The 16,306-nt window shown below is 43.3% G+C and carries 18 protein-coding genes and 1 pseudogene; 6 read left to right on the top strand and 13 right to left on the bottom strand.

Annotated elements, in window-relative coordinates; translation table 11 throughout:
• Positions 1–201 precede the first annotated feature (201 nt).
• Complete coding sequence (locus tag RAM70_RS01710; protein WP_008201218.1) at positions 202–1,056, top strand: universal stress protein; 855 nt, start codon at positions 202–204, stop codon at positions 1,054–1,056.
• Positions 1,057–1,059: 3 nt separating this feature from the next.
• On the opposite strand, the gene RAM70_RS01705 is transcribed toward RAM70_RS01710, so the two are convergent.
• From RAM70_RS01705 to RAM70_RS01695, 3 genes are read right to left on the bottom strand one after another with little or no spacing between them, the layout of a single operon-like run.
• Complete coding sequence (locus RAM70_RS01705) at positions 1,060–1,302, bottom strand: hypothetical protein (RefSeq protein WP_044033955.1); 243 nt, start codon at positions 1,300–1,302, stop codon at positions 1,060–1,062.
• The gene (locus RAM70_RS01700) at positions 1,214–1,543 is read right to left on the bottom strand and encodes a site-specific integrase (protein ID WP_312675769.1); all 330 of its coding nucleotides are present in this window, start codon (positions 1,541–1,543) and stop codon (positions 1,214–1,216) included. The genes RAM70_RS01705 and RAM70_RS01700 overlap by 89 nt, the downstream gene beginning before the upstream one ends.
• The gene (locus RAM70_RS01695) at positions 1,480–1,677 is read right to left on the bottom strand and encodes a hypothetical protein (protein WP_312672027.1); all 198 of its coding nucleotides are present in this window, start codon (positions 1,675–1,677) and stop codon (positions 1,480–1,482) included. The genes RAM70_RS01700 and RAM70_RS01695 overlap by 64 nt, the downstream gene beginning before the upstream one ends.
• A 179-nt stretch (positions 1,678–1,856) precedes the next feature.
• Here RAM70_RS01695 and RAM70_RS01690 point away from each other — a divergent pair, with 179 nt between their 5' ends.
• The 3 genes and pseudogenes from RAM70_RS01690 (at position 1,857) to RAM70_RS01680 (ending at position 3,715) form a co-directional block, all read left to right on the top strand.
• Entirely contained in the window at positions 1,857–2,297 is a 441-nt protein-coding gene (locus tag RAM70_RS01690; RefSeq protein WP_312672026.1) for an IS630 transposase-related protein, read from the top strand.
• A pseudogene (locus RAM70_RS01685) lies at positions 2,243–2,728 on the top strand (IS630 family transposase); the annotation flags it as partial. The gene RAM70_RS01690 and the pseudogene RAM70_RS01685, both read left to right, overlap by 55 nt.
• Positions 2,729–2,890: 162 nt before the next feature.
• A complete protein-coding gene (locus tag RAM70_RS01680; protein ID WP_311130864.1) occupies positions 2,891–3,715 on the top strand; it encodes a hypothetical protein in 825 nt (274 codons plus the stop codon).
• A gap of 410 nt (positions 3,716–4,125) precedes the next feature.
• Here RAM70_RS01680 and RAM70_RS01675 read toward each other — a convergent pair whose 3' ends face one another.
• From RAM70_RS01675 to RAM70_RS01650, 6 genes are all read right to left on the bottom strand, one after another.
• A complete protein-coding gene (locus RAM70_RS01675; RefSeq protein ID WP_002780952.1) occupies positions 4,126–4,518 on the bottom strand; it encodes a pepsin/retropepsin-like aspartic protease family protein in 393 nt (130 codons plus the stop codon).
• A gap of 402 nt (positions 4,519–4,920) precedes the next feature.
• A complete protein-coding gene (locus RAM70_RS01670) occupies positions 4,921–5,145 on the bottom strand; it encodes a DUF433 domain-containing protein (protein ID WP_002753441.1) in 225 nt (74 codons plus the stop codon).
• A gap of 356 nt (positions 5,146–5,501) precedes the next feature.
• Positions 5,502–7,712 (bottom strand): hypothetical protein, encoded by a 2,211-nt coding sequence (locus tag RAM70_RS01665; protein WP_312675767.1) that lies wholly within the window; start codon positions 7,710–7,712, stop codon positions 5,502–5,504.
• 54 nt (positions 7,713–7,766) lie between these two features.
• The gene (locus tag RAM70_RS01660; protein ID WP_002735384.1) at positions 7,767–7,943 is read right to left on the bottom strand and encodes a hypothetical protein; all 177 of its coding nucleotides are present in this window, start codon (positions 7,941–7,943) and stop codon (positions 7,767–7,769) included.
• A 64-nt stretch (positions 7,944–8,007) separates the two neighbouring features.
• Positions 8,008–9,540 (bottom strand): NHLP bacteriocin system secretion protein, encoded by a 1,533-nt coding sequence (locus RAM70_RS01655; protein WP_312672017.1) that lies wholly within the window; start codon positions 9,538–9,540, stop codon positions 8,008–8,010.
• A 558-nt stretch (positions 9,541–10,098) separates the two neighbouring features.
• Entirely contained in the window at positions 10,099–10,632 is a 534-nt protein-coding gene (locus tag RAM70_RS01650) for a DUF2062 domain-containing protein (RefSeq protein WP_190381124.1), read from the bottom strand.
• Positions 10,633–10,685: 53 nt separating this feature from the next.
• On the opposite strand from RAM70_RS01650, the gene mnmE reads away from it, so the two are divergent.
• On the top strand, positions 10,686–12,059 hold the full coding sequence (mnmE, locus tag RAM70_RS01645; RefSeq protein ID WP_288002572.1) for a tRNA uridine-5-carboxymethylaminomethyl(34) synthesis GTPase MnmE: 1,374 nt from the start codon (positions 10,686–10,688) through the stop codon (positions 12,057–12,059).
• An 84-nt stretch (positions 12,060–12,143) separates the two neighbouring features.
• On the opposite strand, the gene RAM70_RS01640 is transcribed toward mnmE, so the two are convergent.
• The 4 genes from RAM70_RS01640 to tnpB form a co-directional block, all read right to left on the bottom strand.
• Positions 12,144–12,440: a polyhydroxyalkanoic acid synthase PhaR subunit gene (locus RAM70_RS01640; RefSeq protein WP_045360004.1), complete on the bottom strand. Its 297-nt coding sequence runs from the start codon at positions 12,438–12,440 to the stop codon at positions 12,144–12,146.
• A 112-nt stretch (positions 12,441–12,552) separates the two neighbouring features.
• Complete coding sequence (locus RAM70_RS01635; protein WP_287658944.1) at positions 12,553–12,861, bottom strand: DUF4164 family protein; 309 nt, start codon at positions 12,859–12,861, stop codon at positions 12,553–12,555.
• A gap of 113 nt (positions 12,862–12,974) precedes the next feature.
• The gene (locus tag RAM70_RS01630; RefSeq protein ID WP_002760168.1) at positions 12,975–13,250 is read right to left on the bottom strand and encodes a hypothetical protein; all 276 of its coding nucleotides are present in this window, start codon (positions 13,248–13,250) and stop codon (positions 12,975–12,977) included.
• Between the two features lie 361 nt (positions 13,251–13,611).
• Positions 13,612–14,793: an IS200/IS605 family element RNA-guided endonuclease TnpB gene (gene tnpB / locus RAM70_RS01625; protein WP_045360007.1), complete on the bottom strand. Its 1,182-nt coding sequence runs from the start codon at positions 14,791–14,793 to the stop codon at positions 13,612–13,614.
• Between the two features lie 168 nt (positions 14,794–14,961).
• Here tnpB and alr point away from each other — a divergent pair, with 168 nt between their 5' ends.
• On the top strand, positions 14,962–16,158 hold the full coding sequence (gene alr / locus RAM70_RS01620; RefSeq protein WP_312672009.1) for an alanine racemase: 1,197 nt from the start codon (positions 14,962–14,964) through the stop codon (positions 16,156–16,158).
• The last annotated feature ends 148 nt before the right edge of the window (positions 16,159–16,306 follow it).

The raw sequence follows: 16,306 nt of genomic DNA, 5'->3' as shown, positions 1-16,306 counted from the left end.
CGATGATTTTGAGCCAAGTATTTCTAGTCAATTGAGCATAAATACTTAAAATAATCTCAAATGCGAGCTGCTACGCAGTGCCTTCGGCATCGCATTTACCTAAGAAAAAGCGCTTAATAAGTTGTTAAATTTCGGGAACAACATTAGCAGTATGCTGAAAATTGGCGAAAACCATTAAGATCATAGACCGAGTTTAATCTTATGCTAGAGAAAATACTATACGCTGATTCCGGCGCAGGTCAAACCCAAGAAATGCTACAAGCATTGATGGATCTCCCCGCTATCCGGAAAGCGTCGATTACCATTCTCCGGGTTGTTCCCCCTCAGATTACCACCGAAGCTCTGGCCAGTAAATGGGAAGAAGGGACCCAAATGCTGACTAAAATCCTGCAAGAAGTCAAAATTGAACCCAGCAAAGTCTCCACGATTCTGCGTCAAGGAGATCCCAAAGATACCGTCTGTCAAGTTGCCGACGAAATCGGTGCAGACTTGATCCTGATGGGTTCCCGAGGACTGAAGCGACTGGAGGCAATTCTAGAAAATTCCGTCAGTCAATACGTCTTTCAACTGACTAATCACCCGATGTTATTGGTAAAAGACGATATTTACGTCAAAAAAATCAAAAAGGTGATGGTAGCTCTCGATAAGTCTAGCTCGGCTGATTTAGCTCTCGATCTGGCTATTTATCTCCTGCGGGATTATCCTTCAGCAGAGTTAATTCTGGCCCGCGTCAACCCCGACTTAAAACCGGAATTTGCCCCCACTTCCCCCAAAGAAATGGAAGAAAACCCGATTATAGGGCCGGCAGTGGCAAAAGCGAAACGGATGAATATACCCTATCGCTGCGTGGTGACGGGGGGTAAACCGGGGGAACAACTCTGCAAACTCGTCGATGATTATAATGTGGATCTCTTACTGTTGGGTTCGCCCGATCGCCGTCCTTCCGTGGCCAAGAGTTTACCAGATCTCGATCGCCTTCTCGGTACTTCCCTCTCGGATTATGTGCGGGTTAATGTCAATTGTCCTGTCCTTTTAGCTAGAAAAGAAGGGATTTAGCCCCTATTGGGTGTAGGCAGGTAAGTCTTGACTCATTTGATTTAAGTTGCTGGCAATGGCTTTCATCGTCATAAAAGCCGAGCTAAAGGCGATTAGCTCATTTAAGGGATAACTTCGACTCTCAACCCGCAAGCTCAGTAATTGCTTCTCAAGAGATTCAATTTCTTCGATGAGCAATCCTAACTTTGGTGGGTTGAGAATTACCTGGGCAGCGATCGCAGTTTGTTGTGCGATCGCTAAAATCATCAGCCATTTTTACTTCTTTGGTGAGGACGGTGGGCAGGCGTTTGGAGCGTTTTGCCCGTAAATATGCACCGATATTACCCAGTTCAATTTTAAGAACTTCCCGATAAAGGAAGAGGATGGCGTTGAGGGCTTGGTTCTGGGTGGCGGCGGCAACGTTTTTATCAACGGCAAGATGGGTCAAAAAGGCTCTAATTTCTTCACCCCCCATTTCACGGGGATGTTTTTTCTGATGGAAGAGCAGATAACGCTTAATCCAGTCCAGATAGGTTTGTTCGGTGCGGTAGGAGTAATGCGGTAGGGCGGATCGTCTCTCGCACTACGTCTAGGAGTTTTCGGGGTGGGGGAGGGTTCATAAAAGAGTACGCTAATCGGCATAACACGCTTATCGTAATATTATACGGAAAACTTCTCGTGATCGCTCCATTTGAGCGTAATATACGGAAAGATTCTTAAAAAAATGCGTATTTGGCGTGATAACACGGAAAATTTCCGTATATAGCAAAGAGCGGGATAGTTAGGACATAATAGAGAAAAAGAAATGAGGAGAAGCTTTCATGGCAGCACCCTATAGTGATGATTTAAGACAGAAAGCAGTGAGTGCCGTAGAGCGAGGGGAGAAAAAAAGCCATGTCTGTCGCACCCTCAATATTAGTCGTAATACATTAGACCTATGGCTGAAACGGAAGAAACAAACTGGGACGGTGGCCGCTAAAACTAACTATCGTCGAGGGCCGAAGCCCAAAATTGACGATTTAGAAGCCTTTCAAAAGTTGGCCGAACAATATGGGCATTTGACCCAAGAAAAAATGGCGCAAAAATGGGCTAACCCAGTCAGTAGGATGAGAATTGGTCAAGCGCTCAAAAGAATTGGATTTACTAGAAAAAAAAAACTTATGGCTACAGAGAAAGAGATGAAGAAGCCCGAAAAGAGTTTCTCCAAAAAATCAGAGGTTATGCCCCGGAAAGATTTGTCTATATTGATGAAGCTGGAATAGATAACACCATCGATTATCCTTATGGATATTGTCACAAATCAGAAAGATTTGAGGCTTTAAAGTTAGGTCACTGTAGCGAACGAGTTAGTGTGATCAGCGGTTGGTGGCGTGGTTCCACGATCGCGCCAATGGTGTTTGAGGGGTACTGTAATACAGAGTTGGTGTGTGAGTGGATAGAACAATTGCTATTACCCGAACTACTACCCGGTCAAATTATCATCATTGATAACGCCAGTTTTCATCCCAAAGAGAGAATCAAAAAATTGTTAGCTAAAGCGGGATGTGAAGTGCTATTTTTACCCGCCTATTCTCCAGACCTCAACAAAATTGAAAAGTTCTGGGCTAGATTGAAAAACTATGTTAGTCAGATTATCAATGATAGTGAAAACCTTGTGGATGCTGTGAGTAAAGCCTTCAGGCATCTGTCCTAACTAACTCGTTCTATGCCATAATATGTAGTTAGCTGGGTTCGCAAACATTCCATTTAAGCCTGCTACAGCGGTGTTTGCGCTGGTGAGGGACAAATAAAATGGCTAAAACTCTTACCCAGTAGGGAGTTCATTATTCTCATTCGTCTGAATACCGCTATACATATGGAAATTTCTCAATTATTAACAACATGGGGTTTAACTTCAATTCTGACTATTGCTCAAATCATTGGTTTACCAAACAAAAACAATCAAGTCTTAGCAGAATGTAGTTTTCTTGGTGTCACTTGCAATTTAACCAAAGAAAAGACTGCTTTTATTGAGCCGAAAAACCTACATTTTGAAAATAACTTAAAGCAGAAGTTTGATATTGCTTCTAACCCTTTAAATGCTAGTAATTTTTATGTTTTTGCTTATAAAAGGAATGATAATACTGTAATTCTTAGCCCAGGATACCTCAACTGTATTTCTGTGGATTGTTACTTTCAGAGAGGACAGGGTATTGTTCTACAGGGTAGGTATATTGCGAATGTAAGAGATGGTTCATCAGGAAATAAAAAGATTGTGGAGGTAAAATTTGTCGATCCAGGTTATCAATTAAATCTAACAACTGAAGGTAGAGCTTTTACAATTTCCAATGAATTAAGTGCTTTTTTTATTATTTATACAGAAAGACCAACTAGCTTCTGGAATCAGATTGTCTCTACTACTTCAAGTTTTACAAATCCTCAATTAATCGGTTTTGCAATTAAAAATGATGCTCCTACTGTATTAAATTTCCTATCGGAAACTGACCGATTTCCCCAAAACTTACCTAGTGGTAGAAATGAGGGAGTTCCTTTATATATACCTGAAGGATCAGAAGGTAGAGCTATGTTAATTTGTTCACCGAAAGGTCAACCAAGCGTTCCTGGATCTATATACAGAATAGACTCAATTTGGCCAGGTTCATCCTACAATAGCTGTCAACGTTTTAATATTACATGGTGAAAAGCTCTACACTAGACTCCTCCGAAATATAAATTGTGAGCTAAAATAGGTTCAGAATTCTATTTTACGGAGCATAAGTCTAATGACAAATCCATTTGAACATATCCAACAAAAACCCGAAACTGCCAAGTCATTAATTGGAGTGCGATCGCCGATCTTGTAGGGTGCGTTAACGAAGTGAACGCACCTTATCTAATGTTCAAAATCCGTGCGTTACGCTAACGCTAACACAGGCTACATCATATCGATCGCCAAGATTAAGTGCGATCACCGATCTTGTAGGGTGCGTTAATGAAATGTAACGCACCTTATCTAACCCCAGTTCGGGTTAAGCAGCGGGGGGTAAAGCCCATTCCATCTTCAAGGAGGGTTTTTTCGGCTGGTGACAGTAAGCAATCAAACCACCCTTATTAGAAGCGGATAATTTCAATCGTGCATCGCGATCGTTGAAAACAGACATCAAATTCTCGAAAAAAGTTCGTTTGCCCAAGAATTAAGGGTATCTGAGAGGTTTTTGCCCAAGCAAAGGCTAGACGAACAGGTTCCAAATTCCCAATTTGAACATACACAAATAACCCTCGTGCTTCAACCCTTGCAAGATTTCCGGCCAATGGCAAGCGGACAGTTTGTTCCTCCCAAATTGCACCCAATTGCGGCCCGATGTGGTAAGGTAATAGATTGACCGTAGATCCGGTATCCAGCAGGGCATTCGCAGAAACAGAAAGGCCTGCATGACTCAGAGTGATGGGAATCGTGGGTAATGCTTCATCGTCGGAAAGGGGAAATTCGACTGTACTAGGCATGGGTAGATGCCTCTCGGTCATCCTGAATCATATGCCTCAGAATATTGGCGGCTTCCGTGGCATCGTAGGGCGACCAAATCGGATACTCTGATGCGGAAAAGATAACCTGTAGTTCAGCATCCGGGATTTGTGCAGCTAGGAGTTTGAAGAGTGATAATTTGTCTGTCTGGCTCAGATTGTTGACCAGAAGAATTAACTCAGTGAGTGACATGGCTTAAACTTCTAGATATGCGAGAATAAATTGATCATAAGCGATCTGTGAGGTACGGTCTAACAATCCCGTTGCACACCGACCGTATCAGGTTGGTCGGTGCTGAGTAACAAGAACCACATCATGTCCAGCATCAATTAGAAATCTCGCAGTGATTGCGTAAACGTCTTGATCGAGAAGAAATTTCATTATTAAGCCGACACGAGTTTAATGTCTTCAGCCGCTACTAAAGCGATAGCATATTGCAGACAAGCACGAATGTCTTCAATTTGTAAATCAGGGTAATAATCCTGAATAATTATACTGAAAGAGAGTCCCTCATTTAGCAACTCAAGAACACTCTGCACAGTGATGCGCGTCCCTTCTATGCAGGGCTTCCCAAAATGAATTTGAGGGTTAACAGAAATTTTATACATTGTTGTCACCTAGTCGTAAGATGCCCTTATTTTAGATCACATTGCACAAAAACAGCCGTATAACAAGTCGCTGCACCAGAACGCCGTCACTTGGTTGAGTGCGATCGCCGATCTTGTAGGGTGCGTTACGGCGAATTATTAATTTTAGTTTTTTGACTAAATTGATAGCCGCCTAACGCACCCTACTGGACTGTTTCAGCTAATTTGGTGTATTAGAAAAATGCTATAAATTCTATAATCTAAGACTTTAAGCCGAAATCTATTGCCCTATTTTAGTTGAAACAGTCCACTACACTCTACTGAATATACAGCCCTGAGAGCAGAAATCCTTCAGGCTGATAATATTTGCCTATTACCTATTGGGTGTAGGCAGGTAAGTCTTGACTCATTTGATTTAAGTTGCTGGCAATGGCTTTCATCGTCATAAAAGCCGAGCTAAAGGCGATTAGCTCATTTAAGGGATAACTTCGACTCTCAACCCGCAAGCTCAGTAACTGCTTCTCAAGAGATTCAATTTCTTGGATGAGCAATCCTAACTTTGGTGGGTTGAGAATGACCTGGGCAGCGATCGCCTCAGCCATTTCATCAAAAGCGATCGCGGTCTGTTGTGCGATCGCTTGTAATTCAGGTAAAAACTTTTGTCGTATCGGTTCAGGAAGCGGTTGCTGTAGCACATCTTGTAAAGCATCCAGTTGAGCCGAGAGTTTTTGTTCGTAGCCGATGGAGAAATTCCAAAAATTTTGGTGTTTGGTTGCTAAAACTGTGGAAATTTGTTCGAGACTGGCAATCTTAACCGAGGCTGGATGTTGAGCGATCGCCACTGTGATGGCCTGCTTCAGTTGGGCGATATCTGACGGTGGCATCGTATCCTGAAAATAGCCTGACAGCAGTTTTTGATATAGCTGTCCCATTTTCTTAAAAGTCACAGAAAAATCTGTTTCCAGTTGGTTTGTAGCCGATTTTGTCATAAATACAGTGGTCAGCAACACCCCCAGAAACGCACCTACGGGAACTGAAATCAGTGCAGCCCAAATTCCTTGCTCGAAAAAAGGAAAAATATCCTTCCCGATGGCATCGGCTGCTACAATCGCACCGATGCGAGCGATGGGCGTAAACCCCAGCCAAGCACAACTGAAGTAGGCGAAAAAATAAGCCAGACTGCTACTAAAAGGATTATAACCAAAGGACTTGACCAACAGGTAAATACAGAGAATCGTCAAACTCAAGGAAACAGTGGCCGCCCAACCGATTGCGATCGCTCGCCCCCTTGTCGGTTGAATGACAGTGACCACTGCACCTATGATCACAATATCTGCCACTTTTTCGTAAGCAGAAGGATAGGGAAACTCGATGTGACGAATAATAGCCAGTAACAAACCAATAACCACGCCAAGACTGACAATTTCTCTCAGGCGTTTTAGGGATATAGGGGCCCATTTGGGAAAGGTAATCAGGTGTCTTCGTCTGAAAGTTGCAGTTACTTTCGTTTTATCGATTATCCTGCCTCCTAATCCCTCGCATTGTTGGATAAATCGAGATACAAGTTCAATAAATTGATAAAACTGTAGTGATTCTTGAACATCATACTGGTCAATCTCTCCACTTGTTCGGAGATGATCAAGTTTACCCCCAATATTCCCTAAATCTTCTTCTAATTCTCTAAGGTAAGGGGTAGCTAAGATTTTTTTGGCGTTACTCAGATCCCTCAAGCTATCAAAGCTGTCGGTAAGATGAGTCGCCAATTGGTTTAATTCATCACTGAACTGATGCACTAAATTTTGTTCATGCTTTTCGCCCTTAAAAGCCATCAGATCAGCTAATTGTCGAGTCAATTGGTTCTGAATTGCCAAGATTTCACTCCAATTTTCTGCCACCAATCTCTCACTACCGAATTCATGGGTTGCTTTTGTGAGTATTGAAAGGCTAGTTTGTGTTGATTTTTTAATCTGATTGAGTAAGTTAAGCTCGTTCTGCTCAATAGAAAGAGGATAATCCCGCTCGTCGACCTCAGTTTTTAGGTAGCGATCGAGGATTTTTTGGAACAAGCGCGGTATATCTTGAAGGATTCCCATCAAGTTCCGGTTGAGATCGGATCGAGTATTCTGGGGCCAAAATAGTAAGGCCACAGCAATTCCCACAGCGATTCCGATCCAGTTATCGATCAGGCGCGACCGCAAATAGAGCCAGATATCTTGTTGTGCTGATGTTCCTACCACTCTCATGGCAATTAAAGCGCCCAGTAGTGTGGCTTGGGAATAAGCGGCTTGCCATCGGTAAGTTTCACAGATCAGGGCGGCTAAAATGTAGGTGAGAGAGGGAATGACAAAAAAACTTGAGCCTTGGATTCCGTAGGCGTTCACCAGGATAGCGGCAATGATTCCCCCCAAAGCACTTCCCCCCAAACGCCCCAAACCTGCCGCAATCGCACCTCCCATCGATGGCTCAATCAGTACAGAGACATACCCAAAGACGGGATAGACAAAGTTGTCTAATACATTTCCTCGGTGCCAAAAGAAACTCGTTAAGAGAGCAGCACCCAGGGAAAATTTCAATCCCTGTCTGATCATTAGCCCGTTTTTACTGTCCAAGGTATCTCTATATCCTTTTTCGACTACTCATTGTTACCCATTAATCGCTCGCTCAATCCCATATAAAATTAGTGCCAAAAACGTCACCAACCAAAACCAAAGCTGAGGAGGCTCACTATGGATCAAGATGACTAAAACAAAGGCTGCGGCGATAATCCACCACTTAAACCACCAAGTCCACCATTGAGAACGTCTTTTCGGATTTTCCATATTAGGTTTAACCGTTTATTCTAGTCGTTGTTTCTTTCAGCTACTTACGCTCGCAAGATTGTGGTTAACGATCGTACACCCCTGTAATCCAGCGAAAAGCAGGGGTTATATAACTCACCAAAGAACGCTCTTCTACCACGGCATGGACATCTGCGGTAGTCCCGTTGGTAATTGTTTGGGGCGCTCCCTTGGCTTGGGTCCAGTAAAAACCACTCGGTGTATTGCGATCGACCTTCAGGGCTAAAGTGGCTTTGATAACACTTGCATTGACGGGTATAGGCTTATCGCGATCGTCTTCATCTCTACCCAGAAACAGCTTGCTGGCGAGTTCATGACTTCCGACTATATTTGCCAGTTCTGCCACAGTTACCGGCTGCTGATCGACGGTAATTACCTTAGCGACGATACCCCCATAGCGTTCGCGATCATAGAGATCGGGAACGACTTCTACTTCCTTGCCCGGTTCTAATCGTTTGGCATCACCACTCTTAAACAATGCCACCACGTTGGTCTTGGCCTTTAGATTGGAGACTTCTAACGTACCTATGCGCCCCCCCGGAGCCAGGACTTCCCCCGGATTAACAGATAAGTCTAAAATCTTGCCGTTGTACAGACTCACTACATTTTTGTTGGCTTGAATAGTGGTTCTTAACGTATTAATCTCTCGTTGCTGGTCAGCGATCGCATTGTAACGAAGAATATCACTGGCTGTATCTTGCAGGTCTATTTGCCGTTTTTCTGTGTTTAGTATATTATTCTGTGCCGTCAATGCGTTCATCTGCGCTCGCAGGCTTTCATCAACCCCCTTCAGGCGGTCGAGTTCTATTTGGACGCGATTGATACTATTAGAAGCCTCTAGATTATTGAACTGAAACAAATAGGAGGGAAAATCTAGCTTGGCGACAGCCCCCTCTTCGATAAGTTTATCGTAGGCGGCTAGTCTTTCATCCGTTGAGTTCTGGAAATTTTTAAGGTATCGAGCATGGGAGAGATAGGCTTCTCGCTGTTTTTGATTACTGGATAATTGAACTTGAAGTGCTTTAATCTGAAGCTGATTCGCCTTTTGCTGGCGATCTATTGAGGCTGCATTCAATTGGCGACGACTCACTTCAATAGAGTCAACTCTTTTATCCTGCTGCTTGAGATCTGCTAACCTATCCTTTTTATCCTTTAATTCTGTTTCTAATTCAGGAAACTCTAAAGTTGCCAGTAATTGCCCTTTTTTGACAGAATCTCCCGGTTGAATCAGGAGGGTTAACACCCGCCCACCTTGACGGGGTTCGATATTAACAATAGAACGAGGAATCAAAATGACCGCTCGTCCTTGAACAGGAGTCGGAATCTTGCCAACTATCGCCCAATAACTCAGTCCTCCGAGCAAAAGACCCACCGGCATTAAGCGCAGGATTATCTCCCCTAATCTTCCTGTTGGCTCCGAATATTTAAACGGTTTTTCCGAATCAATTTTAGGATCAATTCCCGTTTTTATTTGCTTATTATCCTGACCTTCTATCCTAGCCTGCGTTGTTTTCTTCGCACCCATATCTGGCTGCTGATGATTCTGATCAGACATAGATTCGGCTTGATTTTTTGCCATTGTACTGAAATGAGTAAAAATCACTTAATTTGTAACATGATAAACATTCAGAGGATATTACTTTAGACTAGGAAAATCCCCTGAAAAAATCGCTCAAGCTATTTTTGAGATATGATAACTAGGCTACCTCGAAAGATTTACCGAAGGCTCAAACCTTTAAAATTTCCTGTAAGAAACCTAATAAAGTAGCAAACTTGATGTGACCTAAAACAACCTAATTAGGGATCAAGTGTTTGAGTCCAACACTCCGACTAGAGAGATAATCTATCGAAAGAGTTTACACCATTCCAGCTTTTAACTTACATAAGGCGTATAGTCTCATTGTAACCGTTCAGGGGGGGGGATGTCAAGCCGCCAGTGGCATTGACTCTGTGGAAGGACTCTCCTGGGGCAGCAGAGAAGGAGAAGCACTGCCTTTCCTAGGGGCGCAAATCGCTTCGGTCATGAATTCACAGGGCTACCTCCCCTGCGCCAATTCCTGGTATCAACCGTAGGTGCTTCTCATCCATGCCTCTTAGATTACCAGATTTCGTCCCCCCCCTGAACGGTTACAATTTATCAGCGTTTTCTACCTGTTTGTCGCCGGTGATACCGTTGATGAACTAGGCGATAGCTAACAAAATAGGTTATCGTAGCAAATACCGTCGCTGATAGTAAGCAACCAAAAAACAGGGTCAAAAGAAATTGGCCGCCAGAACTAGCTAACTTTTCGGTGAAGCTTTGATTAGTTTGAAAAATGTCGCCCAAATTCGCTCGCCCGCTTTGACCAAGAATAAACTCTCCTAATCTATAATTAAACAGGAAAATTGGCAGATCGGTCACGGGATTGCTGATATAAGTACCCGCAGCAGCGGCAATTTTGTTGGCACGAAATAGGGTAGCTAAAAAGATAGCGATGATGATTTGAAGGCCCATCCACGGGAAAAATCCCGAAAAAACTCCCAAGGCAAAACCCCTGGCAATTTCCCTAGGATGTCCTTGTAATCGCATTAAGCGAATATACCAATAGCGCAAAAATCGCAGTAAGCGATTACTCGAATATTTGCGGCTTTTTCTCGCTTTTAATGACCGTGAGCGCATATTTTCGGGCATAAATGCTGACAAAATTGATACCGACTTCAATTTTAGCAAGGAGTGATTAAGAGATGTTAAACACAGGGGATACGATCGCCGCCATCGCTACGGCGATCGTTCCAGAACAGGGTAGCATCGGTATTGTCCGTTTATCCGGTAGTGAGGCAGTGGCGATCGCTCGTTGCCTTTTTCATAGCCCCAATCGTCAAAAATGGCAAAGTCATCGTCTTCTCTACGGTTATATCCGACATCCCCAAAGTCAAGCAATTATCGATGAAGCTTTGCTGTTGCTCATGTTAGCGCCCCGCTCTTTCACCCGCGAGGATGTGGTGGAATTTCACTGTCATGGCGGCATTATGCCCGTACAACAGGTGTTACAGTTATGTCTAGAAAATGGGGCGCGTTTGGCCCAAGCGGGGGAATTTAGCCTGCGTGCCTTTCTTAACGGCAGAATTGACCTAACTCAAGCCGAAAGCGTCGTCGATCTCGTTGGGGCGCGTTCTCCCCAAGCGGCACAATTTGCCCTCGCCGGTTTACAGGGGAAACTCGCTCAACCGATCCGCCATTTGCGCGCCACCTGTCTCGATATTTTGGCTGAAATTGAGGCCCGTATTGACTTTGAAGAAGATTTACCGCCCTTGGATCATGAGGCAGTTCTCCATAGCATAGAACAGGTTTTTTGTCAAGTAAATTTAATTTTAGCTACTGCCGAGCGCGGGGAATTGCTGCGTAGTGGTCTGAAAGTGGCGATCGTGGGGCGGCCGAATGTGGGTAAATCCAGTTTGTTAAATGCTTGGAGTCGGAGCGATCGAGCGATTGTCACCGATTTACCCGGCACTACCCGCGATATCGTCGAATCTCAGCTAGTTGTGGCGGGAATTCCCGTACAAGTCCTCGATACGGCAGGAATTCGCTCGGCCAGCGATCGAGTCGAACAAATTGGGGTGGAACGTTCCCGTCAAACGGCCCGGTCTGCTGATTTAGTTCTCTTAACCGTCTCGGCAGAGTCCGGATGGACCGAGGAAGATGAGGAAATTTATCTCTCTGTCAGCGATCGCCGATTAATTTTAGTGATTAATAAAATTGATTTAGCCAATCCTGAAACAGTAATTTACCCAGCAGAAATTAAGCGAGTTGTCAAGCTGTCGGCCGCCCAAAATCAGGGTATTGAAGACTTAGAAAAAACTATTATTAATGCTGTCCAAAATCAAGAATTACAGGCGGCTAATTTGGATTTAGCCATTAATCAACGACAAGCGGCCGCTTTAACTACGGCGAAAATTGCTTTGCAACAGGTCAAAAAAACAATTGACCAAAATTTACCTTTTGATTTTTGGTCGATCGATCTGCGTACTGCCATTCAATCCTTAGGAGAAATTACCGGCGAAGAAGTGACTGAATCGGTACTCGATCGCATTTTTAGCCGTTTTTGTATTGGTAAATAAGCAATGAGGAAATCTGGTCAACCAGAAACAAGGTTTTATCCTTTTGTGTTGGGTTAACTGTAGTTTTGTTGAGGATTAGAGAGATCAGATATTACTGGAAAAAAATACTTTCCACCCAGCCGTAATAATGGCACTCCCCAAAAGGATAATCAATGTCCAGACCTGATTTTTTTGGGTTCCCTCTACCGATATTAGCCGATTGTCGATGCCTTCGATTTTCCCGTCTAACACTTTAATATCCCCTTTGAGATCAGCTATTCCTATTTCTACTTTTGTCAAGCGTTCATCAATCTTATCGAATTTTTGACTAACTTCCTTGATACTGTCTTTAATTTCTTTAAGGACGACATCCAGGGAATAAGTGACAGTTTCGTTAGACATTGGCTAAACTCCTATACTGCATCTGGTTGGATATAATTTTATCTTAGTCTAGGCTTTAAGAAAATTTTCTTTCAGGAGCGATTAACTGTAGTCTTGTTGAGAATTAGAGAACTCAGATATTACTGGAAAAAAATACTTTCCAAGCAGCCGTAATAATGGCACTTCCCAAAAGGATAATCAATGTCCAGACCTGATTTTTTTGGGTTCCCTCTACCGATATTAGCCGATTGTCGATGCCTTCGATTTTCTCGTCTAACACTTTAATATCACCTTTGAGATCGGTTAATCCTATTTCTAGTTTGGTTAACCGATCTTCTACCTTGTCAAATCTTTCGTTAACCCGCTTCTCAAGCGAGTCGATCTTTCCCTCAATCCTTGTGAGGACAGCTTCTAGGGAATAAGTAACAGTTTCGTTAGACATTGGGTCAACTCCTATACTGCATCCGGTTGGATATAATTTTATCTTAAGTCTAGGCTTTAAGAAAATTTTCTTTCAGGAGCGGTTAACTGTAGTCTTGTTGAGAATTAGAAAGATCAGATATTACTGGAAAAAAATACTTTCCATCCGGCCGTAAAAATGGCACTCCCCAAAAGGATGATCAATGTCCAGACCTGATTTTTTTGGGTTCCTTCCACTGATTTTAGCCGATTGTCGATGCCTTCGATTTTCTCGTCTAACACTTTAATATCCCCTTTGAGATCGGTTAATCCTATTTCTACTTTTGTCAAGCGCTCATCAATCTTGTCAATCTTCCCCTCAATCCTGGTTAGGACAGCTTCTAGGGAATAAGTAACAGTTTCGTTAGACATTGGGTCAACTCCTATACTGCATGTGGTTGGATATAATTTTATCTTAAGTCTAGGCTTTTTGGCATTCCTTACCCTATAGTTAACTTCACTTCTGTACAACCACTGAGATAGTGTTAGGTGAAAACTTCGCTACTTTCTTGTCACTCGATCGAATCTAAAACCTAATTGGTTAAGCTAAAAGCTTTTAGGTACTTAGTTTCTAGACTTTATAACCCTAACTGCCAATTTTTTCGGGAACTTCCTAACATCCCATTCATCTTAAAGCCTAGATTCCGCCTGGAAAAAGGAGGAAATCCAGAGGAGTTTCCGGCTTTTTTCCTAGCCCTCTCGGTTTTCTTTTGGTTTGACACTCCCATCGCACTCATGCGAGGGATTCTTCGTTCACGGGGAGATGCCTTGCAAAAGCAGTGCCTTTACTTGGTCTTACTCTCCCTCCAGAAGCAGTAGCGGTATGCCCTACCGCCAAAATTCGTAAACCTTCGTCTCGAATATTCTTAGCGGCATTGATATCTCTATCGTGGGTTTCTCCACACTTAGGACATTGCCAACTACGAATATCTAAGCTTAAACTATCCAGACGATTTAAACAGTTACTACAAGTCTTAGAGCTAGGAAAAAATCTGTCAACTTCTATATAGATTTTTCCTTCCCATTCAGCCTTGTATTTTAACATGGTACAGAATTGACCCCAACCAGCATCACTAATTGATTTGGCTAGTTTCTGGTTTTTGACCATGGTTCTGACTGCCAGATTTTCTACCACTATGACTTGGTTTTCGTCAACTAATTTACGACTTAGTTTGTGCAGAAAATCTTCACGACAACGAACAATTTTAGCGTGAACTTTAGCAACTTTAACTCTAGCTTTATTTCGGTTGTTAGACCCTTTTTGCTTGCGATTAAGTTTCTTCTGTCTCCTCGCTAATCTCTGTTCGTACTTACGATAGTATTGAGGATTCCCGTGTTTAGTCCCATCTGATGTAATAGCAAAATGGGTTAGTCCAACGTCTATCCCAACAGCTTTTCCTTCTGTTAATTTTTCGGGTAAATCCTGACCATCATCATAAAGACAAGATGCGAAATATTCTCCTGATGGATTAACTGAAACCGTAACAGACTTTAAGTCTCCCTCTGGTGGCCGTGAAACTTGGCAATAGACTTCACCAATTTTAGGTAATACCAGAACATCATTTTTTAACTTACAGTGCTGAGGAAATCTAATCGACTGCCTATTTTGCTTTTTCTTGAAGTTAGGATATTTAGCTCGACCTTCAAAAAAGTTAAGGAAAGCACTAGAAAGATTTAAAGCTGCTTGTTGTAATACCTGCGATGGTACTTCGCTTAACCACTCATACTCTTTTTTTAGGGAAGGCAGCTGCTTAATTATTTCGTTTCTGCTTAATCCTTTTCCAGTTTGCTTGTAAGTTTCGGATGTTAAGTTTAGAGCGTAATTGTAAAACCATCTAGCACAGCCAAACGACTTGGCGAGCAAAACTGATTGTTCGCTTGTCGGATAGATTCTGTACTTGAATGCTTTTAACATTTTGCTTATCAAACTATATTTACTATGGTAAGCTATGCAAGGCTAAACTGTCAAGGATTTAATCGTGCTTCGCTGTTTTATATTGGTCGGGGTTTCATCCCGTCAGTACGAGGGTCTTCACCCCGACATCTGTGATAAATTGGGTTATGCGTGCAAAGGAGTGAGCGAGTGACGTTTAGCATCGAACCAAAAATTATCAATCCGCCCAAAAACCGTCATGATTATCAATTGTCGGAAGTAATTCGCTATCGTGCTTGGGTAGAGATTGATCGATCGGCCTTACAACAAAACGTGCGAAAAGTCAAGGCCTTATTAGCCACAAAAACGGAATTAATGGCGGTAATTAAAGCCGATGCTTACGGACACGGGGCAGTTAAGGTGGCTAACAGCGTTTTAGAAGCTGGAGCGCAGTCTTTAGCCATCGCGACTATCGGGGAAGGTATCGAACTACGCGAAGCGGGAATCGTTGCCCCAATTATGATTTTAGGAGCAGTGAACACCCCGGAAGAAGTGGCAGCCTTAGCCCATTGGCAATTGCAACCCACCCTGGTGCAAATCGAACAGGTACAAATTTTTGCCACCGTGATGAGACGCTTAGAACAGCGGCTGCCGGTTCATATCAAACTAGATACGGGGATGTCTCGCTTAGGTACACCATGGCAAAACGGCACAAAATTCGTCGAACAGGTTTTAGAGGCTCCTAACCTGAAAATTGCCAGTATATACTCCCATTTTGCCACAGCTGACGATCCCAATCCCGAGATCATGCAGTTACAACGGCAAAGATTCCAACAAGCGATCGCCGAGTTAAGATCAAAAGGTTATCATCCCCCCTGTCTGCATTTAGCCAACTCTGCCGCTACCCTAAGCGATCGATCTCTGCACTACGATCGAGTTAGAGTCGGATTAGCTCTCTACGGTCTTTATCCCGCCGATCATCTCACCGATAAAGTCCCTTTGCAACCGGTGCTACAAGTAAAAGCGCGCATTGCCCAAGTCAAAACCATTGCCGCCGGCTCCGGAGTGAGTTATGGTCATCAGTACATAGCCGCAAAAGATACTCGTATTGCTGTGGTCGGTATCGGTTACGCCGATGGAATTCCCCGCAATCTCTCCAATCGTTTAAAAGTATCCCTGAGAGGACGTTTAGTACCCCAAATCGGCGCGATAACCATGGATCAGTTAATGATTGACGTGAGCGAGATTCCAGAGGTAAAAACAGGGGAAATCGTCACACTTATCGGTAAAGACGGCCCGCAGTGCATCACCGCCGACGATTGGGCGCGGGATTTAGGTACGATATCCTGGGAGATTCTCTGCGGTTTTAAGCATCGTTTGCCGCGAATTACTATTAGCAAAGGCTAATTAGGGTTTGCGGCAAAAAGTTTTTCGGTGGGGGCAGGGTGTGGGGTGTAGGGTGTAGGGTGTAGGGTTTTAGCGATTTTGAGGGGGTCAATTACCTAATTTTCAGGGAAAAAGTACCTAAATTTTCCCCCTGATCACTCCCATATAT

This window comes from Microcystis wesenbergii NRERC-220, from assembly GCF_032027425.1.
Classification (GTDB): domain Bacteria; phylum Cyanobacteriota; class Cyanobacteriia; order Cyanobacteriales; family Microcystaceae; genus Microcystis; species Microcystis wesenbergii_A.
The sequence above is the reverse complement of the archived record's forward strand: the minus strand, read 5'-3'. Positions and strand labels throughout refer to the sequence as shown.

What these genes read in the sequence shown, in the direction of transcription:
- RAM70_RS01650 (WP_190381124.1), bottom strand. Translation starts at nt 10,632, where the DNA reads ATGCCCGAAAATATGCGCTCACGGTCATTAAAAGCGAGAAAAAGCCGC.
- RAM70_RS01635 (WP_287658944.1), bottom strand. Translation starts at nt 12,861, where the DNA reads ATGTCTAACGAAACTGTTACTTATTCCCTAGAAGCTGTCCTCACAAGG.
- RAM70_RS01630 (WP_002760168.1), bottom strand. Translation starts at nt 13,250, where the DNA reads ATGTCTAACGAAACTGTTACTTATTCCCTAGAAGCTGTCCTAACCAGG.
- RAM70_RS01655 (WP_312672017.1), bottom strand. Translation starts at nt 9,540, where the DNA reads ATGGCAAAAAATCAAGCCGAATCTATGTCTGATCAGAATCATCAGCAG.
- RAM70_RS01695 (WP_312672027.1), bottom strand. Translation starts at nt 1,677, where the DNA reads ATGCCGATTAGCGTACTCTTTTATGAACCCTCCCCCACCCCGAAAACT.
- tnpB (WP_045360007.1), bottom strand. Translation starts at nt 14,793, where the DNA reads ATGTTAAAAGCATTCAAGTACAGAATCTATCCGACAAGCGAACAATCA.
- RAM70_RS01675 (WP_002780952.1), bottom strand. Translation starts at nt 4,518, where the DNA reads ATGCCTAGTACAGTCGAATTTCCCCTTTCCGACGATGAAGCATTACCC.
- RAM70_RS01670 (WP_002753441.1), bottom strand. Translation starts at nt 5,145, where the DNA reads ATGTATAAAATTTCTGTTAACCCTCAAATTCATTTTGGGAAGCCCTGC.
- mnmE (WP_288002572.1), top strand. Translation starts at nt 10,686, where the DNA reads ATGTTAAACACAGGGGATACGATCGCCGCCATCGCTACGGCGATCGTT.
- RAM70_RS01680 (WP_311130864.1), top strand. Translation starts at nt 2,891, where the DNA reads ATGGAAATTTCTCAATTATTAACAACATGGGGTTTAACTTCAATTCTG.
- RAM70_RS01665 (WP_312675767.1), bottom strand. Translation starts at nt 7,712, where the DNA reads ATGATCAGACAGGGATTGAAATTTTCCCTGGGTGCTGCTCTCTTAACG.
- RAM70_RS01640 (WP_045360004.1), bottom strand. Translation starts at nt 12,440, where the DNA reads ATGTCTAACGAAACTGTCACTTATTCCCTGGATGTCGTCCTTAAAGAA.
- RAM70_RS01705 (WP_044033955.1), bottom strand. Translation starts at nt 1,302, where the DNA reads ATGATTTTAGCGATCGCACAACAAACTGCGATCGCTGCCCAGGTAATT.
- RAM70_RS01690 (WP_312672026.1), top strand. Translation starts at nt 1,857, where the DNA reads ATGGCAGCACCCTATAGTGATGATTTAAGACAGAAAGCAGTGAGTGCC.
- RAM70_RS01660 (WP_002735384.1), bottom strand. Translation starts at nt 7,943, where the DNA reads ATGGAAAATCCGAAAAGACGTTCTCAATGGTGGACTTGGTGGTTTAAG.
- RAM70_RS01710 (WP_008201218.1), top strand. Translation starts at nt 202, where the DNA reads ATGCTAGAGAAAATACTATACGCTGATTCCGGCGCAGGTCAAACCCAA.